Origin of the sequence: Marivita sp., from assembly GCF_965656765.1 — a bacterium.
In the GTDB taxonomy this organism is placed as follows: domain Bacteria; phylum Pseudomonadota; class Alphaproteobacteria; order Rhodobacterales; family Rhodobacteraceae; genus Marivita.
In genome coordinates this window covers 1-26,701 of sequence record NZ_CBFHLV010000030.1, presented here as the reverse complement: position 1 = coordinate 26,701, position 26,701 = coordinate 1, and the positions used below count along the sequence as shown (strand labels likewise).

The following is a 26,701-nucleotide window of genomic DNA, read 5'->3' as shown; positions in this document are numbered from 1 at the left end:
CACAGCATGTGCTGACAGGTGTCGCGAAGGACAACTGCCTTTTACATCATGCCGCCCATGCCGCCCATGTCCGGCATGCCGCCGGCACCGGCACCAGCGCCGTCTTTCTGCGGTTTGTCGGCAACCATGGCTTCGGTTGTGATCAGCAAACCAGCAATCGATGCTGCATCCTGAAGAGCTGTCCGCACAACTTTGGCCGGGTCAATTACGCCGAACTTGAACATGTCGCCATATTCTTCTGTTTGCGCGTTAAAGCCAAACTTCAGGTCATCGCTTTCACGGATTTTGCCTGCAACAACGGAGCCGTCAACGCCAGCGTTCTCAGCAATCTGGCGCAGAGGCGCTTCGAGCGCTTTGCGAACGATTGTGATACCGACATTCTGGTCACTGTTATCGCCTGTCAGACCGTCGAGCTTTTTGCCGGCCTGAACCAGGGCAACACCACCGCCCACAACAATACCTTCCTGAACAGCAGCGCGTGTCGCGTTCAGGGCATCGTCAACGCGGTCTTTACGCTCTTTGACTTCGACTTCTGTCATGCCACCAACGCGGATCACAGCAACACCGCCTGCGAGTTTCGCAACACGCTCTTGCAGCTTTTCACGGTCGTAGTCAGACGTGGTCTCTTCGATCTGGTTGCGGATCTGGGCAACGCGTGCCTCGATCTCAGCCTTCTCGCCGGCACCATCAACAATGGTGGTCTCGTCTTTGGTGATCTGGATTTTCTTGGCGGAACCAAGCATGTCCATAGTCACGTTTTCAAGCTTCATGCCGAGGTCTTCGGAGATGACCTGACCACCGGTCAGGATCGCAATGTCCTGCAGCATCGCCTTACGACGATCACCAAAGCCCGGGGCTTTGACAGCAGCAATCTTGAGCCCGCCACGCAGCTTGTTGACCACGAGTGTGGCAAGTGCTTCGCCTTCAACGTCTTCTGCGATGATCAGCAGCGGTTTCTGCGACTGGATCACCTGCTCGAGCAGCGGAACCATCGGCTGGAGCGAGGACAGTTTCTTTTCGTGCAGAAGAACAATGCAGTCTTCCAGCTCGGCTGTCATCTTGTCAGCATTGGTCACGAAGTAAGGGCTAAGGTAGCCACGGTCGAACTGCATACCTTCGACCACATCGGTCTCTGTTTCGAGGCCTTTGTTTTCTTCAACGGTGATAACACCCTCGTTGCCGACTTTCTGCATCGCGTCAGCGATCTGGCGACCGATTTCGGCTTCGCCGTTCGCAGAGATGGTACCAACCTGGGCAACTTCGGCGCTGTCGCTCACGTCGCGTGCAGCGGCTTTGATTGCCTCAACCACTTTGGACGTTGCGAGGTCGATGCCGCGCTTGAGGTCCATCGGGTTCATGCCAGCGGCAACCGACTTCATGCCTTCTTTAACGATGGCCTGAGCGAGCACGGTTGCTGTTGTGGTGCCGTCGCCCGCTTCGTCATTGGTGCGGGAAGCAACTTCCTTCACCATCTGCGCGCCCATGTTTTCAAACTTGTCCTCAAGTTCGATCTCTTTGGCAACGGAAACACCGTCTTTGGTGATGCGCGGCGCGCCGAACGATTTGTCCAGAACAACGTTGCGGCCTTTGGGGCCCAGAGTCACCTTCACCGCGTCAGCAAGGATGTTGACACCCTTGAGCATGCGGTTACGGGCGTCTGTATCAAATTTTACGTCTTTTGCAGACATCGTGTAGTCTCCACTAATTAGTCAGAGGTCTTGTTTGCGATCAGAAGGGCGTTCAGGCAGCTTTCGCTGCTGCGTCGTCCGTAATGATGCCGAGGATGTCCGACTCCTTCATGATGAGGAGTTCTTCGCCATTGACCGTCACCTCGGTGCCCGACCATTTGCCGAAAAGGATTTTGTCGCCTTCTGCGACAGCCATCTCGATCAGCTCGCCACTGTCTTTGCGCGCGCCTTCGCCACACGCAACGACCATGCCTTCTGCAGGCTTTTCTTTGGCGCTATCTGGAATGATCAGGCCACCAGCAGTTTTTTCATCGCTCTCAACGCGACGGACCAGCACACGGTCATGAAGCGGTTTGAATGCCATCTTCGAGTCTCCTTGCTCAAAGGTTTCACTTACAAGTCCCTCGCTCCCCGAAGGACTGTTGTCACTCTCGTTAGTCGAGTGCTAACGACGGGTAAGTAGGCATGACACGGATGTGAGTCAACACGCTTATGTGCAAATTTTGACGGTTTCGAAGAACGCCAGAGTGCTTGTTCGTCTAGTAGCTTGGAGAGCGTTCTGCCCAACCGGCAAAGATCTTTTCCAACGCGACCACAACGTAATACAAAACGATCCCCATCAACGCGAGCGCGATCAGAACCGCGAACATCAGCGGATAGTCAGAATTCGTCTTACCCGAGTCGAACAACGCCCCAAGACCGCGACCATGTGGTGACACGATCTCCATCAGGTTGGTGCCGATAAACGCCAAGGTGACGGCAACTTTCAATGCACCAAAAAACTCAGGCAGCGTTTTGGGAAGGGCGATTTTCCAGAAGATTGTCGTTTTCGACGCCCCCAAAGACCGCAGAATATCACGATATTCGGGTTCCAAGGTGCTCAGGCCAATGGACACCGAAACGGCGATTGGAAAAAACGAAATCAGGAAGGCGATCATGACTGTATTAAAGTTATGTTGGCCGACAAACAGCAAAGCGATGATCGGCACCAGAGTCGCCTTTGGGATCGCATTAAAGCCCACCAATAAAGGATAAAGCGCATCGCGCATCAGGCGCGAAAACCCCATGACCATGCCAAGCAACACACCAAACACGACAGCAAGAACCAGCCCCACCACTGTACGCCAAAGGGTTTGCCAGCCCATGACAATGAACAAATCCCAATATCGCGCATAGGCTGGCGGCAGGTCAGAGGGGGAGGCCATGACATAGTTGGGCCAATCATTCGCCCAGACCAAAAGTTCCCACAAGATGCCAAAGACAACGATTGCAGCAATTGGCACAAGAATATTGCGTGCATTCATGTGCTTGCCTCGCTCTCTTCCGTTCGACCCTGCGCAATCTGGATCTGGCGGCGCAGAATGTTCAGCGCTTCGGCAGATTCTGGTGTGTAAAGGTGTTCGATATCCCGCTGCCCTGTGAGGTGAACGTCCATCACATACTGCGTCTTGGCCGGACGGCCGGACAAAACAACAACCTGATCAGCGAGGAAGATCGACTCGCGCAGATCGTGGGTAATGAGCACGCCAGTAAACGGCTCTTCGGCTTTGACCTTGTGCATGGTCTGCCAGAGGTCCTCGCGTGTAAACGCATCCAACGCGCCAAACGGCTCATCCAAGATGAGCACTTCTGGTTTGTGCACAATGGACCGACACAGAGAGGCCCGCTGACGCATACCGCCGGACAATTCGCTTGGGCGCTTTTCTTCGAACCCTTCAAGACCGACAAGCGCCAAGAGCTTGCGCGCTCGTTCCTCTTGATCCTTTTTCGACATCTTGGTCGGTACGATCTCGAGTGGGAGCATGACGTTTTGCAGAATGGTGCGCCATTCGAGCAAAACCGGGTTCTGAAACGCCATGCCAACAGTCGATTTTGGCCCCTTGACCAAATCGCCGTGCAACCAAACCTCACCCTCGTCCGGCTTCATCAGGCCAGCGACCAATCGGGTGAGGGTAGACTTGCCGCAGCCAGACGGCCCGACAACCGCAGCAAACCCGCCTTCGGAAACGCTAAGTTCGAGACCATCAAGAACCGGCAGCGGGCCAGCCTTGGTTTGGTAGGCGTGGCGCACGCCTTTGATTTCAATCAGATGTTCGGACACGCGCATCGCCTTATGTGAAGGGCCAGCCAAGCTAGCGACAGCTGACCCATCTTTGGTTTACTTACTTCAGCATACGTGTGTCGGCGTCCGGAAGATAAGCATCTGTAAAGTACAGGCTGGCATCCGGTGCGCTCTGGAACTCGTAAGTCTGTGCGATCTGTTCAATCGCTGTCGCCATGCGGCCAGCGTCAATGCCTCCCATGCCATTTTCCATCGCAAAGTCAGTCGCGACATTTGCATCGATGGATAGCTCAAGGCGGCGCTGCTCAAGGGCGGCATCTGCGGCGGGATTGCGTTCAATCAGGCTTTCAATTGCCATAGCGGGGTCCGCAATCGCATCTTTCCAACCGGCTGCAATCGCCCCAAGAAAGCCCTTAATGATCTCGGGATTCGCCTCGGCAAAATCAGTGTTTACGATGATCGCATTACCATAAAGGGCAAGACCGTAATCAGCCATCAGGATAGTCGAAATGTCGTCTTCGGGCACACCCAACCGGACAAGGTTGAGATAGGAAGAGAATGAGAATCCCGTGACCGCGGCGACATTGCCCTCGGCCAGCATTGGTTCGCGGGTCGGAAAGCCAACAGGTTCAACGGTGATCGCGTCGACATCCAGATCATTGGCGATGGCAAAAGCAGGGAACTGTGCCCACGCGCCATCGGGGGGCGGCGCCCCAAGAACGCGACCCTCGAGGTCTTTCGGCATCTCTACGCCAAGTGATTTGCGTCCGATGATGGCAAACGGCGGCTTGTCATAGACCATCATCACGGCCGTTACAGGCGCACCAGGGTTTTGATCCAGAAACTTGATCAGTGAATTGATATCGGCAAATCCAACCGGAAATGCGCCGGTAGCGACTTTCGGAATCGCATCCAGCGAGCCCTGTCCGGCCGAAATTTCGACGGACAGATCAGCTGCTTCGAAATGACCTTTGTCGATGGCGACAAAATAAGGTGCCGCCGGGCCTTCGAATTTCCAATCAAGCGCAAAGGGCAGATCCGTTTGCGCAAGCACCGAACCTGCCATGCTAAGAGTTGCAGCAACAGCCGCGAGTGTGTTTTTCAGCATTGGTGTATCCCCAGTTTTTCCACGCCAAACTGCGGCAGCCATTCGGGAAACGGAATGCAAAGCGACGCATCGACGAGCCAAGGCATATGGCCAAGCCCGATAATTGCTCAATTTTTGGCCACTCGCACAAAAATCAAACAAAATACATTTCCGATGCCTCGCGAAAACTGTCGAACAAGACTGGGCAGCCCGTCCGCAAAATGCTTTTCTGTATGCATTAAAGAACGAGATTTGAGGATTCCGAAATGCGATTTCCACTTGCTGTGTCGTTCAGCTTTTTGGCGACGATGACCCTTGCACAAAATCAGCCCAACACAGTTCTCGTCATGGATGGGTCCGGCTCCATGTGGGGACAGGTCGATGGCGTCGCCAAAATTACGATCGCGCAAGAGGTGGTTGGAAACCTTTTGTCAGATTTTCCTGATGAACAAGGGCTTGGCCTGACCGTCTATGGGCACCGCGAACGAGGCGAATGCACGGATATCGAAACTGTTGTTCCCCCTGCCCCCGGCACGGCGGAACAGATCACTAACGCGGTTAACCAGATCAAGCCGCTGGGCAAAACGCCCATGACGGATGCCGTCGTCGCTGCTGCAGAGGCCCTGCGATATACCGAAGAAAAAGCGACCGTCATATTGGTGAGTGATGGCGTTGAGACCTGCAATCCAAATCCTTGCGCCGCGGCTCAGCTGCTTGAAGAGGCGGGAATTGACTTTACTGCGCATGTCATTGGGTTCGATGTCGGGGCTGATCCTGAAGCTCTGGCGCAGATGCAATGCATCGCTGATGAGACGGGTGGCCAATTTCTAACTGCTGACACCGCGGACCAATTGACAGAAGCATTGACCCAAGTGGCGGCAGCCGCGCCCGAACCAGAGCCGGACCCCGCGTTGGTGCCGACCACCCTTTCTGCGGTGATCGAAGGCACGCAAACATATGTCGACGGGCCTGTCCTTTGGGAATTGACCAGCAACACCGACACAGTGTTGAGCGACACCGAGGGCAATCCGCTGGAAGTGGAGTTGCCAGAGGGATCGTACACCGCGATTGCCTACAGCACAGCGCTCGAACTTGAGATGACAAAACAGTTCGTGGCCATCGGCGACGCAGCGTCCGTTCAAATCGTCTTTCCTGAACCTCAGGAAACAGCCCGCATTCTGGCACCCGAGACAGCTGTTGCAGGAAGTAGCATTCAAGTCGGCTGGGAAGGGCCAGATTACGATGAAGACTATATCGGCATCGGCGCGGTCGGAGCCGATGGGGCCAACATGTGGCAGAATTGGGCGTATACGTCGTCGGGTAACCCGGTGGAGTTGCTTGTTCCACCAACAGAAGGCCCGCATCTGATCCGGTACTTCAAACGTGAGGGCCGAGAACCCTTGGGTGAAACCGAAATCATGGTCACTCCTGTGACTGCGACCCTCAGCACGGCATCAGAGGCACCCGCCGGGTCGGAAATCACAGTTGACTGGGCGGGCCCGGATTATAACGACGACTATATCGGCATCGGTAAACTGGGCGCAGATGGTGCAAGCCAGTGGGAAAATTGGGCCTACACATCCGCAGGATCCCCTGCCACGCTGACAGTCCCGGCCGAACCGGGCGACTATGAAATTATCTATTTTATGCGGCAGGGTCGCACCCCATTAGAGCGCGTCGCCTTTACCGCCACCGACGTCTCGGCGCGCCTTGTCGCTCCACAGGAGGCAGCAGTTGGGTCTACCATTGACGTCGGCTGGACCGGACCGGACTATGACGACGACTATATCGGCATCGGACGCGTTGGTGCCGACGGGGCCAGCCAGTGGGAAAACTGGAGATACACCCGTGATGGGTCTCCGATAGAGGTGTTGGTCCCCGCGAGCCCGGGCGACTACGTCATTCGCTATTTCGTGCGCCAAGACAGAAGCGCCATTGCCGAAATTCCGATAACAGTGACCCCAGTGACGGCGCAATTGATCGTCCCTGAAACCGCAGAGCCGGGATCAACCATAGAGATTGGATGGGATGGCCCTGATTATGCCGATGACTATATCGGTATGGGTCTGGCTGGCGAAGACGGGGCAGCGCAATGGCAAAGCTGGGCCTACACCAAAAGCGGCAATCCGGCCGTAATCACAGTCCCGGACACTCCGGGAGAGTATGTCGTGCGGTATTTCATCCGACAGGATCGAAGCAGCATCGCCCAAGCGACAATAACAGTGGAGTGACTTGAGCGGCGGGGTCACTAACCGCTCAGCCAAGACTGTCACTCCAATCGATCAAGCCCTGATGCCCTTCTGGTGTCAGGGCATACACACCCTTCTCGACCTTCTTGAACCAACCGTAGTGATTGTCCCGCATCAGCGTTGTGGCGTTGTTTACACCTGTTGCCTTTGCAACAAGCGCCCCTTTTTCGGCGCCGCTTTCGGCCAAATACATCGCACAGCGCAAAGCGTCTTGCCGGTAGGCCGTGACAATGCCGTGGCGGGTTGCACCGCCGCTGTTGGGATCACCCTCGAGACGGTGAAATTCACGCAACAGCTTGGTCCGCTTGGCAGCATTGCGGCGCGGCGTATACGGCCCCGGGTCGCAGTGCGCCTCAACCATACCATCATGCCTCACGGTCAAGAACCCAAGACCAAGACGACGGCACAGCACCTTGTTTTCGCGCAAGGACCGGCGCGCATTCCGGCCGGTTGGTTTGACCACAGCCAGATAGACAAGGTCGGTCATCCGCAACCGTGCAACCGCTTGATGATAAAGCGTCAGATTAAGCCGCAGCTTGAGTTCGACAACAACGGGGTCTTCGTCACCGCGCACAGCAACCATATCCGCTGCGCCCACCTCGCCTTTGACAACATAGCCTTGCGCCTCGAGATAGGCTTTAACATGCGGATAAAGATCGGCTTCACGCTCCATACCCTATGAATGCGCGACTGACTTGCCGCTGACAAGCACAGCCCCTAGCTTTGTCTCACACGATCTCGAAAGGACGACCCGATGATCCCCCGCCTGTTGTCGTTTCTCTGCTTTATCACTCTAGCGGGCCCAGTCGCAGCGGCATGTTCAGGCAATGACCTTCGTGAAACGCTTGGCCCAGAGGAACAAGCCACGCTTGACGAAGCGCTCAAGGACGTGCCGTTTCCTGAGGGAAATCACTGGAAGGCCACAAGAGGTGATGAGACGCTACATCTGATTGGCACCATGCATTTGGCCGATCCCCGTTTGGATGCGCCATTGGAACGGTTGCGCGATACGGTGCAGAGCGCTGACTTACTGCTGCTGGAGATGACCGCAGAGGATGAAGCAGCGCTGCAACAACGCCTGACTTTGGACCCGACCCTTTTGCTCATGCCGGACACAACCCTGCCAGAGCTCTTGAGTGAGGAAGACTGGGCAAAAATGTCTGACGCACTGACCGCCCGTGGCCTGCCGCCGTTTATGGCCGCCCGGTTCCAGCCTTGGTATGTTTCCGTGGTGTTGGCGGTGCCACCGTGCGCCGCGACGACTGACCTGTCGGCAGGAGGAATGGATGCGCAGATCGAAGAGATTGCCGTGTCCGCCGACATCCCGCGCGCTGCACTTGAGGATGTCGAAACCATTTTCGGCGCCTTCGCGGGTCAGTCGCGTGAGGTCCAGATCGACATGATGCTGTCCGCGCTGGTCGATCCGGTGATCAGCGAAGACCTGTTTGCAACGCTCCTCGCGAGCTATTTCGACGAAGCTCATGCCGAAGGTTGGGCCATGTCCTCGGTTCTAGCGCAGCGGTACAGCCCGATTAACGCATCTGCAGCAGCGGACATCTTTGCGACGATGGAGCAAGAGTTACTGATTGACCGCAACCGTGCGTGGATCCCGGTTTTGCTGGATGCAACAAAAGGCAATGATGTGGTCGTCGCTGCGTTTGGCGCTGCGCATTTGCCTGGGAGTGACGGCGTTCTGGCCCTGCTCCAGACCGAAGGGTTTACGTTGGAACGCCTACCCTTCTGATGCAATGCGCCCATGTACTTGGCTGTCATCTTTGAGTAATAGCACCAGCGCTGCCATCGTCATTCCAACACCAATAAGGATCAGCACCGGCGGTAAAGGCCGACCCAACGCCATTTCCCACAAAATCACCCAGCTAGGCGTGAGATATGTGTAGGCCATGACCTTGGCCGACGGGATCCGCATGCTGGCATATTGCAGCAATAGAAATGTCAGAGCACTGGCAAAGACAGATGTGTACGCGATGGTGACCCAAACGACCGGAGGCAGATTCACCCAATCTGTGGCCACTAAAGACGGATAGCCGAAGACAAGCAACAGCACTGCCCCGGTCACCAGTACACCCAGAGTAAAGACCGCTGGTCGCTCACCACGGTTCAGCTTGGGCACCAGAGGCGCGTAGACAGCATGGGCGACGCATCCCACAAAATAGATTATTTCACCGCGTCCGATCTCGAAAGCGAGCAGCGCCGAAACGTCGGCACGAAAGATCACCCAAAGCGCGCCAATCCCGCCTATTGTCAGCGCGAGTGCCATTCGGGCGTTCAATACCTGTCGCAGCAACAGCCATCCAAACCCGGCGGCAATCAAGGGAGTAAGCGTAAAGACAGCCGCCATCGATACAGGCGCGCCAGTTTTCAGCCCTTCGAACATCAAAACAAAATAGGCCACGAGGAACATCGCCAAAACAAGATACCGCCATGGCGCGCGCAGCGCTGATCGCTCCAGCCCACCAGTCGAAAAGACCACAATGCCCAGTATCATCGCGGCGATGACAAACCGCACCGCGTTCAGCGCATCCGGCGCAATATGCGGTGCCGCCATCGAGCCCAACGAAAACGATCCGGCCACCAGTGCAGAAAATGCCAACATGGCCAAATGGCCGCGATGTGCTTCGGTCATGTCACGAATAAGCCGCGTCAAAAACTTTGACCGCCTCTTTGAGGTGCGCCAACAACGCCTGAACCTTGGCCGTGCGATGTAGATCAACATGCGTGACAAGCCACAGCGGCGCGGACCATTCCTCTTTCGCGGGCATCACCTCGACCAAGTCTGGGTCATCTGCGCCTTGCGCGACGGGCATAAAGCCAATCCCGGCACCGCTTTTGACGGCGCTGATCATGCTGTAGGTGTCAGTCGCGCGGAACACGACGCGGTCATACGGCACTTTGGAGCTAAGCCATTTTTGGAATGGTGCGCGACCATCGGGGTTGTCATTGCCAACATACGCGTGGTCTTGCAGGTCGCTTTCGTCTTTGGGCAGCCCATGTTTCTCCGCATAGGCCTTTGAGGCATAGAGCCCGATTTTCAGCTTTGTCAGAGGTTGCACAACATTGTCCGGCTCATCAGGGACCGAGCCCGCACGTATCGCGACATGCGCCTCGCCATATTCCAGACGAAACACCCGTGCGTCGGTCAAGTAGCGGACGACAACACCGGGATAGCTATCTTTGAAATCAGCCAACACTGGAACAAGAAAATCCGACAGTTCGACAATCGAAGTGATCATCAACTCACCACTCACATCGGCGCCACGTCCACGGATGCGGCCGACGAGTTGTTGCAGTTGATCTTCGGTCGTTTGCGCCACGCGGGCAAGGTCTTCGCCAGACTCTGTCGGGGTGTACCCCCGTGCATGGCGTTGGAACAATTTAACACCCAATCGCGCCTCAAGCGCATCGATATGCCGGATCACCGTGGCATGATGCACACCCAAAACCTCGGCTGCGCCGCTGACTGTCCCCTGTCGCGCCACCTGATACGCTGTGCGGACTTCGTCCCAATGTTCCATTTTGAACCTCTGTGCATTGATTCACATACAATGCGCATATCCACCTATTTCGTGCGCGCAGACAAGACATAAGTAACAGGTTCAGACAAACAAGTCCGTTATCAGAGGTAACTCATGACACACACTGTACTACGCATCGACGCATCCGCCCGCCACGAAGGTTCAGAAAGCCGCAGTCTGACGCAACGCATCGTTGACCGCCTTTCACCCGACGCGATCATCCACCGCGATGTGACTTCGGTGATCCCTGCGATCGACGCCGACTGGCTGACCGCAAACTGGACACCTGAGGATCAACGCACTGACGTCCAGCGCGATCAGCTGGCTTTGTCAGAAACGCTGATCGACGAGATCATGACAGCGGATACGCTGGTTATTGGTACCCCGATCTATAATTTCGGAATTCCCGCCACGCTCAAGTCCTGGATTGATCAGATCGCACGCGCCGGGGTCACCTTTCGGTACACCGAAAAAGGACTAGAGGGCCTTATGACCGGCAAACGTGCAATCATTGCAATTGCCTCTGGCGGCACGCAGGTCGGATCAGATATCGACTTTGCCAGCGGCTACTTGCGCCACATCATGGGCTTTATCGGGATCACAGACGTGCAGTTCGTTGCAGCAGATCAGTTGATGGTTGATGCCGACGCATCGCATGCCAAAGCCGAAGCCGCGCTTGCGGCGCTCGCGGCCTGAACCGTTCGGCGCGCGGGTTGACTCTGCGCGCCCAATTGGCCTAAACGCGGCCTAACTCCGGGAAGCCTGACTTTCCGGTCCCTTGGACCAGTGTCCGGGATCGCCCCCCACCAGCGTGTTACGCCCGTGGGGGCGTTTGACGTTTGGCATATGCGCCGCTGGTCCTTACATCTGGACCAAACCAGTGGCAAAGGAGGCGAGAGCCCATGTTTGAAAATCTGTCCGACCGCCTGTCAGGCGTCTTTGATCGGCTCACCAAACAAGGCGCCCTGTCCGAGGACGACGTCAAAACCGCATTGCGCGAGGTTCGCGTTGCCCTTCTTGAAGCAGACGTATCGCTTCCGGTTGCCAGAGACTTTATCAAAGCCGTACAGGAAAAGGCGACGGGGCAAGCCGTCACCAAGTCGATCACGCCCGGTCAGCAGGTCGTCAAGATCGTCCATGATGAACTTCAGCATGTTCTGACAGGCGACGAAGACCCCGGCGCGCTGAAGATCGACAACCCGCCTGCACCGATCCTGATGGTCGGTTTGCAAGGTGGTGGTAAGACTACGACAACTGCCAAGATCGCCAAACGTTTGAAAGAGCGAGATGGCAAAAAAGTACTGATGGCATCGCTTGACGTGAACCGTCCCGCCGCGATGGAGCAGTTGGCCATTCTGGGTGTACAGATCGGCGTCGACACGTTGCCTATCGTCAAGGGCGAAGACCCTGTTGCCATTGCCAAGCGCGCCAAGACACAGGCAAGCCTTGGCGGCTATGACGTCTACATGCTCGACACGGCCGGTCGCTTGTCTATCGACGAAGAACTGATGGCACAGGTCGAAGCCGTGCGAGATGTTGCAAACCCGCGCGAAACGCTTCTGGTTGTCGACGGCCTGACAGGTCAGGACGCCGTACATACCGCCGAGAATTTCGATGAGCGTATCGGGATTTCTGGTGTAGTCCTCACCCGGATGGATGGCGATGGACGCGGCGGTGCGGCCCTGTCGATGCGCGCGGTGACAGGCAAGCCGATCCGCTTTGTTGGCCTCGGCGAAAAGATGGACGCGCTCGAAACATTCGAACCGGACCGTATCGCTGGTCGTATCCTTGGCATGGGCGACATCGTTGCACTGGTTGAGAAAGCGCAACAAACACTTGAGGTCGAACAGGCCGAGCGCATGATGAAGCGCTTTCAGAAGGGTCAGTTCAATATGAACGACCTGAAGATGCAGCTGGAACAGATGATGAAGATGGGCGGCATGGAAGGCATGCTGGCCATGATGCCCGGCGCGCAAAAGATGCAAAAACAGATGGATGGCGCAGGGATTGACGACAAGATGTTGCGCCAGCAGATCGCGCTTATCCAGTCGATGACCAAACGCGAACGCGCCAATCCACAAATTCTTCAAGCCAGCCGCAAAAAGCGGATCGCCAAAGGCGCGGGCATGGAAGTGTCCGAATTGAACAAGCTTCTCAAGATGCAGCGCCAGATGGGCGACATGATGAAGAAGATGGGCAAAATGGGCAAAGGCGGGATGCTCAAACAAGCCATGAAAGGCATGATGGGCAAAGGCGGCATGCCCGAAGGTATGGACCCCTCCCAGATGGATCCAAAAGCGCTTGAACAGGCGGCAAAGGCAATGGGTGCCAAAGGTGGATTACCAGGTCTGGGCGGCGGCATGGGTGGCTTGCCACCCGGTCTAAGCGGATTTGGCAAGAAAAAGTAAATGACGACCGCGCCCCTCATAACCACGCCGCGTCTGCGGCTCAGGCAGCATGTTGCCAGCGACCTTGATGCGCTTTGCGACCTGTTTGAGACGGATCGCGCCCGGTACATGGGTGGCCCCATCCCACGTAAACATGCGTGGCGCTGGATCGCGTCGGAAATTGCTATGTGGGATCTGATGGGACACGGATCGTGGGGCATTGAAACGCAGGACGGCACATTCCTTGGCCAGATCGGCATCATGAAGCCTCCGCATTTTCCAGAACGCGAGATCGGTTGGACGCTGTTGGAAACCGCAGAGGGCAAAGGTTACGCGACCGAGGCTGCACTGTCCGTCTTGGCGTGGGCATGGGAGCAGAGCTATCCGACATTGGTCAGCTATATTGACCCAAAAAATTCGCGCTCGATCGCCCTGGCCGAACGTTTGGATGCGGTGCCCGACGCTCACGCGTCGCTTCCCGATGGCGATACGCCAACCGACACAGTTGTCTACCGCCACAGCCCCGACAGTGATGGCAACCCAGAGGCTTATGCATGAGCCTGACCAACGCCCCAACACTGGAGACCGAACGCCTCATCCTTCGCGGCCCCGAGAAGGCGGACGCGGACGCAATGATTGCGTTTCTGATGGACGAAACGCGCACAGCCGGCTTTGGCGGCTACACGAACCGCTCGGACTCATGGCGCTGGTTTGCGTTGAACGTGGGCCACTGGCACTGGCACGGTTACGGCTACTTCACGATCCAAGACAAAGCGACCGGTAAACCTGCCGGTATCAGTGGTATCTGGAACCCCGAAGGCTGGCCTGAACCCGAAGTGGGTTGGGTCGTGTTTGATGGCTTTGAGGGCAAAGGCGTGGCATTTGAAGCAGCCAGCCGAGCCCGCCAATGGGCCTATGACGACCTCGGCTTTACCACGCTGACCTCGAACATCGTGCCGGGCAATACGCGCTCCATTCGTCTTGCTGAACGCATGGGCGCAACCTACGAGCGGACCTATCTGAACCCGAATATGGGTAAAGACATGCTTTACCGCCATCCGGGACCGGAGGCATTGGCATGAGTGTTTCAGTTCCGACCATTGAAACAGACCGTCTGGTTCTGCGCGCCCCGAAACTCGACGATTTCGAGCCCCTCTGCACATATTTTCAGGATCCGCGCAGCCGCTTCAATGGTGGGTTGCTGGACCGCAATGAGGTGTGGGGCGTGCTGTTAAAGAATGTCGGACAGTGGCATCTGCGTGGCCATGGCCTTTGGCACATCGCGCTTCGCGAGGACGACACCTATGTCGGCTTCACCGGCATCTTCCATCCGTTCGATTGGCCTGAACCCGAACTGGGCTACGGTATCATTGCCGAATACGAAGGCAGGGGCATTGCCTATGAGGCCGCATGCGCGGCGCGCGATGGGGCGGCACGGCATCTCGGCTTGCAAAGCCTGCCCAGCTACATCGCGCCCGACAACATGCGGAGCCAAGCTTTGGCACGGCGTATGGGTGCGGTGCGCCAAGACGACATCACCCTGCGCGACAAGACCGCATGCGTATATCGCCACACCGACATGGAGGCCGCGTAATGGGACATCGCGACATCCCGGTTCTCGAAACCAAACGGCTGCAATTGCGCAGCCCCAAGGCCGAGGATTACCCTGACTTCAAAGCGACTTTTGCCTCCTATCGCTCACGATTTATGGGCGGGCCACTCAACGCGTATGAGGCGTGGATGCTATACGCCGCCGAGATTGGCCATTGGGAAATCCGCGGCTTTGGTATGTGGATGGTACACCTCAAGGACACCGACGAAACCGTTGGAATGGCCGGTGGATGGTCGCCTGCGAAATGGCCTGAACGCGAAATCGCGTGGATCATCTGGCCGGATCGTGCTGGAAAGGGCTACGCTCTTGAAGCGACGCATCGTGTTCGTCGCTATTTCTATGATGACCAAGGTTGGGAAACAGCCGTTAGCTACCTTGACCCCAAGAACCTCGACAGCATTCGACTGGCCGAGCGTTTGGGGGCGAAGAAAGACCATGACGCCCCCACCGTTGACGGTAGTGATGTTGTCTATCGCCACCCAAGCCCTGACGCGCTGCGCGGTCAGTTGGCCCACGGCATCGACATGGAAATCGCGCATTACCAAGACCCTCTGTTCAAACCGAAAGGCTGGGCCATTGACTGATATGACCATTGATACCGTGACCCGTGCCGCCGAGCTGCTCAAGGGGCATCGCGAAAGCATCGACCGGCTGGACGCGATCCTCGTGTTTACTTTGGCCGAGCGCTTCAAACACACACAGGCCGTGGGGGAGCTCAAAGCTCAGCACGACCTCCCGCCCTCAGACCCCGCGCGCGAAGAAAAACAGATCGCGCGGCTCGAAGAGCTTGCGGCTCAGGCAGACCTTGACCCTGAGTTCGCCAAGAAATTCCTGAATTTCATCATTCAGGAAGTCATCCAACACCACAAACAAAAGCAATCGTGACGGCCCTGCCTGTCCAAACAAACACCTAGGAGAAAACCAAATGGCTATCAAAATTCGTCTCGCCCGTGGCGGTTCCAAAAAGCGCCCCTTCTATCGCATCGTTGCTGCCGACAGCCGCATGCCCCGCGATGGTCGCTTTATCGAAAAGCTGGGCACCTATAACCCGCTTCTGCCGAAAGACAGTGAAGAGCGCGTGAAAATGGACGTTGAACGCATCCAATACTGGATCGGTCAAGGCGCCCAGACCACAGACCGCGTGTCGCGCTTCCTTGAAGCCGCTGGCGTCGTTGAGAAGAAAACACGCAACAACCCTAAGAAAGCCGTTCCGGGCAAAGCGGCAACAGACCGCGCCGAAGCGAAGGCCGCAAAAGCAGCAGACGCTGCGGAAGCCGCCGCTGCATCAGCCGCAGAAGAGGCAACCGCGGAATAAGCGCGAAATGCCTTCGCAGATGACCGGCCCACCCGGTCATCTGCACCCTTTGATGTGCCGACACAGCGGCCTTATTTCCAATGTTTGAATTTTGTCACAATGCAGCCCTAGGGTTGCCTTTGCCTTTGGGCGCAATGCCCTGATCTGACCGGAAAGCTTGACCCGGTGACCGTGTCGCGCCATGTCAATCGGTGACCGTCATACTCATCTCAGGATCCGGATATCATGATCACGCGCCTCGCCACCGTCACAAGCCTTGCCCTTGCTCTTGCAATTCCGGCTTATGCTGCGGGCCCCGAACAAACTGAAACCAAATCTGGTGTGATGTCCCCGGCACCTGTGACCGTCGCACCGCGCCCGCAGCTTGTCTTCACCTTGCGAGGCGGCGTGGCATCTGCACCCGAATACTTTGGCTCAGACGAATACAGCGCCGGACCGGACTTGGGGTTCAGCTTCAACTACCTCGCGCTTCGCAATGGCCGCAGCTTTGGCAACCCTGACCCTTGGGCTGACAGCATGGGCCTGACCTTTGGCGGGTCGTTCCGGTTCATCCAAGAGCGCAAAACAGACGATTTTGACGAACTGCCCGGTGTTGAAGACATTGACGCAACCGTCGAGTTGGGCGCGTCAATGCGGTATGGCACCGAATATTTTGCCGCTTTCGGTGAAGTGCGTCGCGGCTTTGGCGGACATGAAGGCTGGGTTGGTGAGGTTGGTGCAGATGCCATTCTGCGCCCGACCGATCGCCTACGTTTATCACTGGGACCGCGGCTGTTCTTTGGAAACGACACCTATAACGATACGTATTTCGGCATTACCGCAAACGAAGCAAGCGTCGCCCTGCCAGCCTATGACCCCGAGGGGGGAATGGTATCTGCAGGTATTGAGTTCGGTGCGAGATACCAGATCAACGATGTCTGGGGCCTCGAAGGTGCGGTCACGTGGGAAAAATTCACGGACGATGCGGCTGACAGCCCGATCGTCGAACAAGGCTCTGACGAACAGTGGGGGATCCGCTTTGGCGTGACCCGCGTATTCAGCATCGGCGGCTGAACGTCTTTCGAGCGATTGCCTCTGCACACCGGTCTGGTCTATCCAGTCGTTCAAAGCGACCGGGAGTATGAACGGTGAGTGAAAAAGTCTGTGTCGGAGCGATTGCCGGGGCCTTTGGGGTCAGAGGGGAAGTGCGCCTCAAGAGTTTTACCGCGATCCCCGAAGATCTGGCCAATTATGCGCCTTTGGAGACCGAAGACGGCGCGCAGAGTTTTACGATCAAGATCACCCGCCAAATCAAAAACGGTCTCGCCGCCCGCCTATCCGGAATATCGAACAAGGAAGATGCAGACGCCCTGCGTGGAACACAGCTTTATGTGCCACGTGACAGGTTGCCATCGCTGCCGGATGATGAGTTTTACCACGCTGACCTGATCGGTCTTGAGGTGACGGATACTGGCGGGACGCATCTGGGCAAGGTGATGGCCGTGATCAACAATGGCGCCGACGACTTATTGGAACTCAGCGCGCCGGGGCAAAAGCAAACCGTGCTGCTGCCTTTCACTAAAGCTATCGTGCCGACGGTCGATCTTGGCCAAGGCCGCATCGTTGCCGACCCGCCAGAGGGGCTTTTTTCGTGACGACGCAGATCGTCATTCACGCAGGCTTTCACAAAACCGGGACGACAAGCGTCCAGTCCATGTTGCGCGAGAACGCGGCATTGCTTGATCCACATCTGCAGGTTTTTCTCAAAGATGCGTTCGAAGACCTGACCGCCAAGGCACGCGCGTTTTCCATCGATCCAAAAGAGAAGACGCTGGCGATGGTCGCCAAGGCAGCTATCGCTTTTTTCAAAGGACTTGATTCCGCTGATCCCCGCCCAATCCTGATGTCGTCGGAAGATCTGTCTGGCCATATGCCAGGTCGGCATGGACTTGAGTGTTACGACAGTGCGGGTCTGGTCATGAAATGTCTGGCAGACGCCGCGTTTCTGCGGTTCGGCGACGCGACCGACCTGACGTTTTTCTTTTCGACCCGCGACCGAAACACATGGCTGCGCAGCACATGGTGGCAAAATCTGCGCAGCACGCGACTGACAGACGATTTTCAGAGCTATATCGGGCGATTTGATGAGGCACGGTCGCTTGAGGATATCCTCGAAGAGGTGGCGACAGATGTCACACCGGCAAGAGTAACATCCTACCAGTTAGAAGACTCGTCTACCCTGCCGCTTGGACCGCTTGATCCGCTTCTCGCGTTACTTGAATTGAACGACCTCGACCAATCGACATTGCAGGTCTTGCCACCGGAAAACGTGCAACCCGATCTTGGAATCGACGCCGTCTTTCTGGCTCTCAATCAAAGCGCTCTGCCCGAAAAGGACGTACAAGAAGCAAAGCGGATGGTGCGCAAGATGGCAAGGCGCCTAGAGCCGTAACAGGCAAATGCGTATCCCTACTGAAATTGCCACATACGCGCCGCATTTGTGGCAACAATTTGCCATTCCTGATTGCTAGGCCAATCCAGTTAGTTTGGGGACTGGTGCTAGTGGATCGTGTGAAAAGACGTCTATTGTTGACCATGGCTGCACTCTCACCGGGTGTGGTCACGATTACGTTGCAAGAATTCGCCGTGTCGATGGCATTTATGGTGCTGGGCCTCTTCGGTGCAGTCAGCGTTGCGGCTGCCACTGTCGCGATCTTCCCACAGATCATCCCAAATGCCCACGAGTCGACCCAGAAAAAGCAAGGATATGCGTCGCTCTTGATGGCGTCCGCGTTCAACAATCTGCGCGATACAGCACCTGACCCCATCTTTATCAGGGCCACGCTGACCACGTTGATGTTGCCGGATCAATCGGCTCCCGGCTTTGTCACGGAAGACGAACAGGTCACGATGGTTCTGGCCCAGATCATGGCGCGCTGGGATGTAACAGATGTTGTGCGGCTGACCGACGATCAAGCGCGCGAGCTTTGGCTGGTAGAACGTCTGCTGCGTGCAACACCTGCCGAAGCTGGTGTACTGTCGCAATACTTTGCTGCGCCGAATGCGATGCTGACAATGCGTGACACTCTGGCTGCACCGGTCTCTGCTACGGCTGAACCGGTCTCCGCTGCCTGACCTGTAGCAATTCTAGCCACAAGAGAATAAGCCATCGTCGTCACCGAAAGGCAGTACCGATGGACGACCCCAAGACACCACCGCAAAAATCGCATGGTCGCAAGGCAATTCGCCCCACGCTCCAGCCGCGCGAGTTGATGGAACAGTCTCCAGACCTCGAACGGGTTTGGAAAGCACAAGTGATCACGTTGCTACCCGATGCATTTCCCGGCCTACTGGGTCAATCCCTCACTGGGCGCGCCCTGAAAGACGGGTTGTGGCAGCTTGAAACCATCGCGCTTCGCCAATTCGGTGAAGGCAAGCACCGCAATGTCGACGACACTCCGGCCGGAGGTGGTGCAGGCATGGTGCTTAGGCCTGACATTATGGCCTCTGCCATTGATCATGCTCGCAAGCGGATACCAGCAGCCGCGCCGTTGATCTATCTCAGCCCGCGCGGTCGTCCATTGACTCAATCGATGGCGCAAAGCCTTGCCAAAGGCCCCGGTGCCAGCCTGATCTGTGGGCGCTTTGAAGGGCTCGACCAGCGGGTCATCGACCATTACCGCATCATCGAGGTGAGCCTTGGCGACTTTGTCCTGACCGGAGGCGAGATCGCAGCGCAAGCGCTTATTGATGCCACCGTGCGTCTGTTACCAGGGGTGCTGGGGAATGAAGCCTCGACCGAAGACGAGAGCTTTTCCGACGGTCTGCTAGAGCATCCGCAATACACTCGTCCCGCAGATTGGCGTGGCATGGCGATCCCTCCGGTTTTAATGTCAGGGCATCACGGCGAAATCGCCAAATGGCGAAAAGCACAGTCCGAGGCGCTGACCCGCGAAAGGCGCACCGATCTTTGGGCGGCATTCGAGGCCAAGCGCAACCAAAGCGAATGAAAACCGGTGACGATGCAGTTCACCTGAGCCAACATGCGCGCCGCTCACACCGTGTCGGCGAACGTAACACAGAGCAGCAAACGACCCTTGATTTGCCGAGCGGCTTCTGGTTTACGGCGCATGTTCCGGGTGTAAGCCCGGTGCGGTGATTCCGTGTGTTCTTCGCACTTGGCCGAACTGCACCCATTCCGGATATGAAAAGACAATGACGACCTGAACTCTGGCGGGCGCCCCGATACTTGGAAAAGGCGGACCCGGACGAAGACCAAGAGCTCTGAGGACGCGCACACCTTTGCGGAGCAACCGCAAGCATTTAGGAGAGAAGCGATGGACTTGATCGCTCAGTTGGAGGCGGAACAAATCGCCGCCCTTGGGAAGACAATTCCCGATTTCAAAGCCGGCGACACAATCCGTGTCGGCTACAAAGTGACAGAAGGCACCCGTACCCGTGTCCAGAACTACGAAGGCGTCTGCATCAGCCGCCGGCAGGGTGCTGGTATTGCCGGTTCGTTCACAGTTCGCAAGATTTCGTTCGGTGAAGGCGTGGAACGTGTATTCCCGCTTTATTCGACCAACATCGACAGCATCGAGGTTGTTCGTCGTGGCCGCGTTCGTCGCGCCAAGCTGTACTACCTCCGCTCGCGTCGCGGCAAATCTGCCCGTATCGCGGAAGACACCACTTACAAGCCCCTCAAGGGCGCAGACGCGTAAGGATTGCCGAGATGAAAAAAGATATCCATCCCGAATACCACACCATCAACGTCAAGATGACCGATGGTACGATGCTTGAAATGCGCTCCTGCTGGGGCAAAGAAGGCGACACGCTGTCGCTCGACATTGACCCGACAGTACACCCAGCTTGGACCGGCGGTAGCTCGCGTCTGTTGGATGCTGGCGGTCGCGTTTCCAAGTTCAAGAAAAAGTACGAAGGCCTGGGCTTCTAAGCCAATGCCTGTCGAACATGCCAAAGCCGCCCGTCAAAGGGCGGCTTTTTTCGTTTTTGCAACACCTTTCATAGACCCGACTTAGCAAGTCTATCCTTCCGACCCGTTGTTCCCTTCTCTAGGCTGTAATGAACGCTCATTCGAACCTGATGGAAGGAAAACCGCGTTGGATGTGTCGCCGTTAATCGCTGCTGTTCTTCTGTTCGCCGCCTCAACCGCCATCGGGATGGTGAATGTGGTGAAGATCATCACCATCTACGAAGCAAAACATGAGTTGAAGCAGGGATCCGCGGGCTGGATAAGGTCGATCTCTGGTTGGACGCTGGTTGTGTTTTGGCTGCTTGTCACATGGTTTCTGGCCACCATTATAGGAGACTGGCATGTCAGCGGCGACCTTGAGGGCGCGCTGGACAGATCTTGGCTCAGATTACGGATCCTGCTGGAAATCATGGCAGCACTGGGGTCGGATTGATGCAGATAAACGCAGTCCACCAGTCGGAAATCCAATGCCAAAGCTGCGGCGGACAATGCGCCTTTGATCCTGCACAACAGGACCTACTGTGCAAGAGTTGTGGGTCGCTCTGGCCCTTGGCAACAGATGACGATCACAAGGCCGCCACAGAGTTTCCGTTCAATCCAAACGCGCCGATGGCTGAACCGCCGGGCCTGCAAGGTGACCAAGTCCACCAATGTGAGACCTGCGGCGGCGGGGTGATCTTTACCGGCCCTGCACTGTCCGAGAACTGTCCCTACTGCAACGGATCAGTCGTGTTAGGGATCGAAGATAAGGCTTATGCAACCATGGCGCTGGTGCCCTTCAGGGTTGACCAAAAATACGCCACAAATCGCATTACTGACTGGGTCAGCCGCCGCTTTGCTGCGCCGAACGATCTGGCTAGCTTTGCCGCAGAGGGGCGCGTTGCCAACATTTACGCCCCGTTTTGGACATTCGACTCCCGAGAAGCGATCGAGTATTGGGCGTCTTATACGACTGGCTCTGGCGACAACCGACGCAGGCATCACGTGTCTGGAAAGATGGATGTTTATTTCGACGACCTTTTGGTGCCTGCGTCAGACCATGTCACGCCCCTCATCCGCGATGGTATTCTGCATGATTTCCGCCCTGAATACCTACGTCCGTACCGTGCGGGATACCTCGCCGGATTTGCAGCAGAACGGCACACCATGCCAGTACGCAAAGGGCTGCGGCTCAATGCGCAAGACAAGGATCTCTTGATCCGCAACAAGATCAGGAAACGCGTTGGTAAGCGGAACACTCAAGTAGACAGGTACCGAACTGATACAACTGGTATCCACTACCGGCGTATCCTGCTCCCGGTTTGGATTTTGCACTACAGCTATCGCGACAAACCCAAGAAGGTCGTTGTCTCTGGAATAGACGGCCGCACTTTTGGCGAACGCCCATTCTGCCCTTGGAAGCTCGCGGGTTATTCCGCGATTTTGACCACGCTGGTAATGGCATTGGGTTTGGTTTGGGGGGCGACTGGCATCTTATAAAATGTGAGTCGCCCCTGCACCGTTCCCCAACGGATTTTCCGCAATCCCGCTTCTCACGTTGCAACCCGCCGCATCTATGCGCATAGCTTGGCCAAAGCACTTGAGAGCAGACGCATGGCACACATCATTGTTGTCGGAAACGAAAAGGGCGGTGCGGGCAAATCCACCGTGTCGATGCACGTTGCGACAGCCCTTGCACGCATGGGTCACAAGATTGGGACGTTGGACCTCGATCTTCGTCAAAAGACGATGGGCCGCTATGTCACCAACCGCATGAAAGAGCTGGAGAGTACCGGCCTTGAATTGCCGACCCCGCGCTATCTGGAACTTCCTGAGATTGACCCCGACAGCCTGCAAGCAGGCGAAAATATCTATGATCACCGTCTTTCGGCCGCAGTTGCCGAACTCGAACCCGGCAGCGATTTCATCCTGATCGACTGCCCCGGATCACACACCCGTTTGAGTCAGGTTGCGCATTCGCTGGCCGATACGCTGATCACACCGCTCAACGACAGTTTTGTCGATTTCGATCTGCTGGCTCATACCGATTCCAATGGTGAAAAGATTGAAGGTCCGTCGGTTTATTCCGAAATGGTCTGGAACGCCCGTCAACTACGTGCGCAAGCCGGCCTTCCGCCTATCGACTGGGTAGTCTTGCGCAACCGTCTTGGCGCGCAGCAGATGGTCAACAAGGCCAAGATGGAAAAGGCCTTAGACCGCCTTTCAAAACGTATTGGCTTTCGCGTGGCACCTGGTTTCAATGAACGCGTGATTTTCCGCGAACTTTTCCCGCGTGGTATGACGCTGCTTGATCTCAAGGACATGGGTGTCAAACAGCTCAATATCTCGAACATCGCAGCACGGCAGGAATTGCGCGACTTGATCAAGGCGCTAAACCTGCCTGGCGTAACCGTTACGTTCTAAATGACAGAGCCCACGCGAAACGAACTTTGGTTTCGTCTGCTGTTCAGCCTTGCCGGGCTCGCCTTGCTTGTCGTTGCTGTGATGGTTCGGGGTATCTCCAACTCAGCCGCGCTGGTTGAAGTAGTCGGGATCGCCGGGCTGTTTTTTGGCGGCACCGCGGCATGGGCCGCACGCAAACTCTGGCTTAGCCGGAAATGATGTGCGGCTGGGCACCTGCGGAAACATGAAACTTTGCCACAAAGTCTTTGTTCGTAATTGGAAAGCCCGGACCATCTGATCCGGGCTTTGCCTTAGTCGATTAATTGATCCAACGCGCGATCATTCCGCAGGCACTGCAACCGTTTCTGTGAGGCGGCTTGAGAAATGCTGGCGGTTCAGTCGCAGCACCAACGCGATAGCAACAATCTGTGCCGCGATAGCGAGTCCGGTGATCCCCCAATAAGCGATACCGAATTTGTCGATCGCACCGGCACCGACCAGCCCCTTGTTTACGAAGAAGTGCAGCATCACTGACAACGCCACTGCCGGGCAGACCAGTGCATAGGACCCGGGCGATGTTTGGGTGCCCACGACATAATCGCTGAAATAGCCCTGACGCATCATGACAACCGCGCCCAACATCAGGAACACAACCTGAACCGACAAAAGCCGCGCAAGAAAGATCATCGTCTCACCTGGTTGAGCGTGCGTTTCGAATGCAACATGCAGACCGTGGCTTTGACGGAGGAACAGAATTCCCAGAACAGTCATGATCGGCACGATGATCATCAGCGTTGGACCAGATTCGCGCGCGGTGCCATGCTGCAGCATCGACGCGAACGCAGTCGTCGCTGCGATTACGGTGTAGAGGATTGCTGCCACCCCAAAGAAGGTAGAAAGCATCAGTGCGACGCCAACAGTGGTGGCCGATGTGCTCATGGCCGCAGGGGCTGCAAATCCGACACCGATCATTGCGATACTGAATGCCGGCAGCAGTTGGGCGAACGAGTTATGCGCCGTAACATCAAAGACCCCGCCTTTGGAAAGAACACGGCCCAGGAACGCCCCCATCATGCGAAAAGCCAGCACACCAATCGCCGCAAATGCGATCAAGGCAAGTGGGAACAGATATTCAACCACGCTCCAAAGCTGCGGGACAAAAACCAGTCCAACGATGAACATGGCGTTTACACTCATGGCAAGCGCCAGTGGCATCGCCAGCAACGTAGCTTCGGCGTTGGTGGCACGCAGTTTCGTATAAGCATCGGTTTTCTTGAAAGTCGAAAACGACTGCAGATTCCAGATCAGCGATTTGATGTTGAGAAACGCAAAGACGGCAATCCCAGTTAGGGCAACCGCAATGCCAGTTTGCAACTGCAAACTGCCATTTGCAAAGGCGGCTGCGATGTCTTCAAACACCGGAACAGGTTGGTTCGGGTGCGGCACCCAGAACATCAGGAACATGAAAAACGTCACTGCGATCCCTCCGGCCCCAAGCGAAGCAAGGAAGTATATCGGCGAATAGCTATCTGCGGGTCTGGTGGCGGAACGGTCCACGGCGAGTCTCCTTGTATTCCAATTTCCGAATATATTTACATTCTATTTTTGGAATGTAAAGATCTCTTAGAAGTTCAAACGTCAAATACAGTCACTTTGTGGAACCAGCCCCCAGCCCTCAACCCAATATCTTGTGGATAAAGCCCCCATGGCAACCACATGCGGAACCAAACCGTTGACTCAGGCGCAACGCCCGCGACACACTGCCCCCCAACACAGGAATCAGGCAGGCTTGCAAAGTGCGTTTTTCCAAACTCCGTCTGACGGGCTTCAAAAGCTTCGTTGACCCAACCGACCTAGTTATCGCCGATGGCCTGACTGGCGTTGTGGGGCCGAACGGATGTGGAAAATCAAACCTGCTCGAGGCGTTGCGTTGGGTAATGGGCGAAAACCGCCCAACCGCAATGCGCGGTGGCGGCATGGAAGATGTGATCTTTGCCGGGGCCGCCACCCGCCCTGCCCGCAACTTTGCCGAAGTTTCGATCCAGATCGACAATTCTGACAGGTTGGCGCCGGCAGGGTTCAACGATCAAGACCAGCTCGACATCGTACGCCGCATCACCCGCGACGTGGGCAGCGCCTACAAGGCCAACGGCAAAGACGTGCGCGCCCGGGATGTCCAGATGCTGTTTGCCGATGCATCCACCGGATCGCATTCCCCTGCGTTGGTGCGACAGGGACAGATCAGTGAATTGATCAATGCCAAACCAAAGAACCGTCGCCGCATCCTTGAAGAGGCGGCCGGCATCTCAGGCCTTTATCAGCGTCGCCACGAGGCCGAGCTAAAGCTTAAGAACACCGAAGCGAACCTGTTGCGGGTCGATGACGTGATAGAACAGCTGGCCGCGCAACTTTCCCAACTGGCGCGGCAGGCACGTCAAGCCGCCCGCTACCGGGCCATCGGCGAAGACCTGCGACATGCCGAAGGACTATTGCTTTATCGTCGCTGGAAGGACGCTGATGTCGCCCGCGCAGAGGCCGACGCACAACTGCGCGAACGTACAACCGATGCCGCAAAGGCGGAAACAACCGCGCGTGAGGCGACCAAAGCCAGAGAACATGCTGACGCCACACTGCCCCCGTTGCGCGAAGAGGCTGCCATTGCTGCCGCCATTGTGCAGCGACTGACGCTTCAGCGGGACACACTGTCCGAACAGGAACGCCGCGCCGAAGAGTCTATTCAAACCTTGACCCGCCGCATCGACCAAATGTCCAAGGATATGGAGCGAGAAAGTGGTTTGAACCGCGACGCGGGCGAAACCATCCAACAGCTTGAATGGGAAGCACGGGAACTGGCCAAGGCGACTGAAGGGCACGACGACAAGCTAGCGGCGGCCATCGAAGCCGCACGCGAGGCCGGGGCGGTACTGCAAGCGCGCGAAGCAGACTTGAGCCAGAAAACCGAAGACGTGGCCCGTTTGGCCGCTCGCCACCAATCAGCCCATCGCCTTTTGTCGGACAGCCAAAAAACGCTGGATCGAAATGAAGCCGACACCACCCGTGCACGCGATGCGATGGTTGCTGCCAAACAGGCGTTGACCGACGCAAAGGAAACAGCGGTCATTGCAGATACCGAACAAACGGCTGCGCGCGACCTGGCCGAACGTGCCGACCAAGTGCTGACCGAAGCGGAAGCGGCCCGAGCCGAAACTCAATCACGAGAGGCAGATGCCCGGGCAGAACGCTCGGAAGCTGAGGGCGAAATGAGTGCGTTGAGCGCGGAGACCACCGCTTTAGCCCGCCTGCTTGATCGGGATACAGCCGAAGGCGGCCAAATTCTAGACCGTTTGCAAGTCGAACAAGGCTTTGAAAAAGCCCTCGGTGCGGCGTTAGCCGACGATCTGCGGGCGCCCGAGG

Annotated in this window: 31 protein-coding genes; 22 read left to right on the top strand and 9 right to left on the bottom strand. The window is 56.6% G+C overall.

What is annotated here, in order from left to right; all coding sequences use genetic code 11:
* Window positions 1-41 precede the first annotated feature (41 nt).
* The 5 genes from groL to ACTG4M_RS09985 all read right to left on the bottom strand — a co-directional run bounded on the left by groL (window position 42) and on the right by ACTG4M_RS09985 (window position 4,816).
* Complete coding sequence (gene groL, locus ACTG4M_RS10005) at window positions 42-1,688, bottom strand: chaperonin GroEL (RefSeq protein WP_439123511.1); 1,647 nt, start codon at window positions 1,686-1,688, stop codon at window positions 42-44.
* A gap of 52 nt (window positions 1,689-1,740) precedes the next feature.
* Window positions 1,741-2,052: a co-chaperone GroES gene (locus ACTG4M_RS10000; protein ID WP_439123510.1), complete on the bottom strand. Its 312-nt coding sequence runs from the start codon at window positions 2,050-2,052 to the stop codon at window positions 1,741-1,743.
* A gap of 175 nt (window positions 2,053-2,227) precedes the next feature.
* Window positions 2,228-2,992: an ABC transporter permease gene (locus tag ACTG4M_RS09995; protein ID WP_439123509.1), complete on the bottom strand. Its 765-nt coding sequence runs from the start codon at window positions 2,990-2,992 to the stop codon at window positions 2,228-2,230.
* Window positions 2,989-3,789 (bottom strand): ABC transporter ATP-binding protein, encoded by an 801-nt coding sequence (locus ACTG4M_RS09990; RefSeq protein ID WP_439123508.1) that lies wholly within the window; start codon window positions 3,787-3,789, stop codon window positions 2,989-2,991. Before ACTG4M_RS09990 ends, ACTG4M_RS09995 begins: the two co-directional genes overlap by 4 nt.
* Before the next feature lie 61 nt (window positions 3,790-3,850).
* Window positions 3,851-4,816 carry an ABC transporter substrate-binding protein gene (locus tag ACTG4M_RS09985; RefSeq protein WP_439123522.1) on the bottom strand — a complete coding sequence of 322 codons (966 nt, stop codon included), beginning with the start codon at window positions 4,814-4,816 and terminating at the stop codon, window positions 3,851-3,853.
* A 287-nt stretch (window positions 4,817-5,103) separates the two neighbouring features.
* Here ACTG4M_RS09985 and ACTG4M_RS09980 point away from each other — a divergent pair, with 287 nt between their 5' ends.
* Complete coding sequence (locus ACTG4M_RS09980) at window positions 5,104-7,068, top strand: vWA domain-containing protein (protein ID WP_439123507.1); 1,965 nt, start codon at window positions 5,104-5,106, stop codon at window positions 7,066-7,068.
* A 25-nt stretch (window positions 7,069-7,093) separates the two neighbouring features.
* Here the strand turns inward: ACTG4M_RS09980 and ACTG4M_RS09975 are convergent, their stop codons facing one another.
* Window positions 7,094-7,759 (bottom strand): DUF2161 domain-containing phosphodiesterase, encoded by a 666-nt coding sequence (locus ACTG4M_RS09975; RefSeq protein WP_439123506.1) that lies wholly within the window; start codon window positions 7,757-7,759, stop codon window positions 7,094-7,096.
* Window positions 7,760-7,840: 81 nt separating this feature from the next.
* Here ACTG4M_RS09975 and ACTG4M_RS09970 point away from each other — a divergent pair, with 81 nt between their 5' ends.
* Complete coding sequence (locus ACTG4M_RS09970; RefSeq protein WP_439123505.1) at window positions 7,841-8,830, top strand: TraB/GumN family protein; 990 nt, start codon at window positions 7,841-7,843, stop codon at window positions 8,828-8,830.
* Here ACTG4M_RS09970 and ACTG4M_RS09965 read toward each other — a convergent pair.
* Both ACTG4M_RS09965 and ACTG4M_RS09960 read right to left on the bottom strand, forming a co-directional pair.
* Window positions 8,819-9,730: a DMT family transporter gene (locus tag ACTG4M_RS09965; protein ID WP_439123504.1), complete on the bottom strand. Its 912-nt coding sequence runs from the start codon at window positions 9,728-9,730 to the stop codon at window positions 8,819-8,821. The genes ACTG4M_RS09970 and ACTG4M_RS09965 overlap by 12 nt on opposite strands.
* Window position 9,731: 1 nt before the next feature.
* Window positions 9,732-10,619 carry a LysR family transcriptional regulator gene (locus ACTG4M_RS09960; protein ID WP_439123503.1) on the bottom strand — a complete coding sequence of 296 codons (888 nt, stop codon included), beginning with the start codon at window positions 10,617-10,619 and terminating at the stop codon, window positions 9,732-9,734.
* A 114-nt stretch (window positions 10,620-10,733) separates the two neighbouring features.
* On the opposite strand from ACTG4M_RS09960, the gene ACTG4M_RS09955 reads away from it, so the two are divergent.
* The 19 genes from ACTG4M_RS09955 (at window position 10,734) to ACTG4M_RS09865 (ending at window position 23,506) form a co-directional block, all read left to right on the top strand.
* Window positions 10,734-11,315 (top strand): FMN-dependent NADH-azoreductase, encoded by a 582-nt coding sequence (locus ACTG4M_RS09955; RefSeq protein ID WP_439123502.1) that lies wholly within the window; start codon window positions 10,734-10,736, stop codon window positions 11,313-11,315.
* A 206-nt stretch (window positions 11,316-11,521) separates the two neighbouring features.
* The gene (gene ffh, locus ACTG4M_RS09950; RefSeq protein ID WP_439123501.1) at window positions 11,522-13,027 is read left to right on the top strand and encodes a signal recognition particle protein; all 1,506 of its coding nucleotides are present in this window, start codon (window positions 11,522-11,524) and stop codon (window positions 13,025-13,027) included.
* Window positions 13,028-13,564 (top strand): GNAT family N-acetyltransferase, encoded by a 537-nt coding sequence (locus ACTG4M_RS09945; protein WP_439123500.1) that lies wholly within the window; start codon window positions 13,028-13,030, stop codon window positions 13,562-13,564.
* Window positions 13,561-14,088 carry a GNAT family N-acetyltransferase gene (locus ACTG4M_RS09940; RefSeq protein ID WP_439123499.1) on the top strand — a complete coding sequence of 176 codons (528 nt, stop codon included), beginning with the start codon at window positions 13,561-13,563 and terminating at the stop codon, window positions 14,086-14,088. Before ACTG4M_RS09945 ends, ACTG4M_RS09940 begins: the two co-directional genes overlap by 4 nt.
* Complete coding sequence (locus tag ACTG4M_RS09935) at window positions 14,085-14,600, top strand: GNAT family N-acetyltransferase (RefSeq protein ID WP_439123498.1); 516 nt, start codon at window positions 14,085-14,087, stop codon at window positions 14,598-14,600. Before ACTG4M_RS09940 ends, ACTG4M_RS09935 begins: the two co-directional genes overlap by 4 nt.
* On the top strand, window positions 14,600-15,202 hold the full coding sequence (locus ACTG4M_RS09930; protein ID WP_439123497.1) for a GNAT family N-acetyltransferase: 603 nt from the start codon (window positions 14,600-14,602) through the stop codon (window positions 15,200-15,202). Before ACTG4M_RS09935 ends, ACTG4M_RS09930 begins: the two co-directional genes overlap by 1 nt.
* 1 nt (window position 15,203) lies before the next feature.
* Entirely contained in the window at window positions 15,204-15,503 is a 300-nt protein-coding gene (locus tag ACTG4M_RS09925; RefSeq protein WP_439123496.1) for a chorismate mutase, read from the top strand.
* 40 nt (window positions 15,504-15,543) lie between these two features.
* Entirely contained in the window at window positions 15,544-15,933 is a 390-nt protein-coding gene (gene rpsP, locus ACTG4M_RS09920) for a 30S ribosomal protein S16 (protein ID WP_439123495.1), read from the top strand.
* 225 nt (window positions 15,934-16,158) lie between these two features.
* Window positions 16,159-16,986, top strand: a complete 828-nt coding sequence (locus ACTG4M_RS09915; RefSeq protein ID WP_439123494.1) for a MipA/OmpV family protein — start codon at window positions 16,159-16,161, stop codon at window positions 16,984-16,986.
* A 74-nt stretch (window positions 16,987-17,060) separates the two neighbouring features.
* Window positions 17,061-17,567 (top strand): ribosome maturation factor RimM, encoded by a 507-nt coding sequence (gene rimM, locus ACTG4M_RS09910; protein ID WP_439123493.1) that lies wholly within the window; start codon window positions 17,061-17,063, stop codon window positions 17,565-17,567.
* Window positions 17,564-18,364: a hypothetical protein gene (locus ACTG4M_RS09905; protein ID WP_439123492.1), complete on the top strand. Its 801-nt coding sequence runs from the start codon at window positions 17,564-17,566 to the stop codon at window positions 18,362-18,364. The genes rimM and ACTG4M_RS09905 overlap by 4 nt, the downstream gene beginning before the upstream one ends.
* 143 nt (window positions 18,365-18,507) lie before the next feature.
* The gene (locus ACTG4M_RS09900; protein WP_439123491.1) at window positions 18,508-19,047 is read left to right on the top strand and encodes a hypothetical protein; all 540 of its coding nucleotides are present in this window, start codon (window positions 18,508-18,510) and stop codon (window positions 19,045-19,047) included.
* 59 nt (window positions 19,048-19,106) lie between these two features.
* Window positions 19,107-19,922: a tRNA (guanosine(37)-N1)-methyltransferase TrmD gene (gene trmD, locus ACTG4M_RS09895; RefSeq protein ID WP_439123490.1), complete on the top strand. Its 816-nt coding sequence runs from the start codon at window positions 19,107-19,109 to the stop codon at window positions 19,920-19,922.
* 327 nt (window positions 19,923-20,249) lie between these two features.
* Entirely contained in the window at window positions 20,250-20,633 is a 384-nt protein-coding gene (rplS, locus tag ACTG4M_RS09890; RefSeq protein WP_439123489.1) for a 50S ribosomal protein L19, read from the top strand.
* A gap of 11 nt (window positions 20,634-20,644) precedes the next feature.
* Window positions 20,645-20,866, top strand: a complete 222-nt coding sequence (gene rpmE / locus ACTG4M_RS09885; RefSeq protein ID WP_439123488.1) for a 50S ribosomal protein L31 — start codon at window positions 20,645-20,647, stop codon at window positions 20,864-20,866.
* 166 nt (window positions 20,867-21,032) lie between these two features.
* On the top strand, window positions 21,033-21,338 hold the full coding sequence (locus ACTG4M_RS09880) for a hypothetical protein (RefSeq protein ID WP_439123487.1): 306 nt from the start codon (window positions 21,033-21,035) through the stop codon (window positions 21,336-21,338).
* 116 nt (window positions 21,339-21,454) lie between these two features.
* The gene (locus ACTG4M_RS09875; protein ID WP_439123486.1) at window positions 21,455-22,384 is read left to right on the top strand and encodes a hypothetical protein; all 930 of its coding nucleotides are present in this window, start codon (window positions 21,455-21,457) and stop codon (window positions 22,382-22,384) included.
* Window positions 22,385-22,498: 114 nt separating this feature from the next.
* On the top strand, window positions 22,499-23,308 hold the full coding sequence (locus ACTG4M_RS09870; protein ID WP_439123485.1) for a division plane positioning ATPase MipZ: 810 nt from the start codon (window positions 22,499-22,501) through the stop codon (window positions 23,306-23,308).
* Window positions 23,309-23,506, top strand: a complete 198-nt coding sequence (locus tag ACTG4M_RS09865) for a hypothetical protein (RefSeq protein WP_439123484.1) — start codon at window positions 23,309-23,311, stop codon at window positions 23,504-23,506. It begins immediately after the preceding gene.
* A gap of 120 nt (window positions 23,507-23,626) precedes the next feature.
* On the opposite strand, the gene ACTG4M_RS09860 is transcribed toward ACTG4M_RS09865, so the two are convergent.
* Window positions 23,627-24,844: a TsoY family (seleno)protein gene (locus ACTG4M_RS09860; protein WP_439123483.1), complete on the bottom strand. Its 1,218-nt coding sequence runs from the start codon at window positions 24,842-24,844 to the stop codon at window positions 23,627-23,629.
* A 239-nt stretch (window positions 24,845-25,083) separates the two neighbouring features.
* Between ACTG4M_RS09860 and ACTG4M_RS09855 the strand changes: the two genes are divergently transcribed.
* A partial coding sequence (locus ACTG4M_RS09855) for a chromosome segregation SMC family protein (RefSeq protein ID WP_439123482.1) occupies window positions 25,084-26,701 on the top strand: 1,618 nt, incomplete at its 3' end.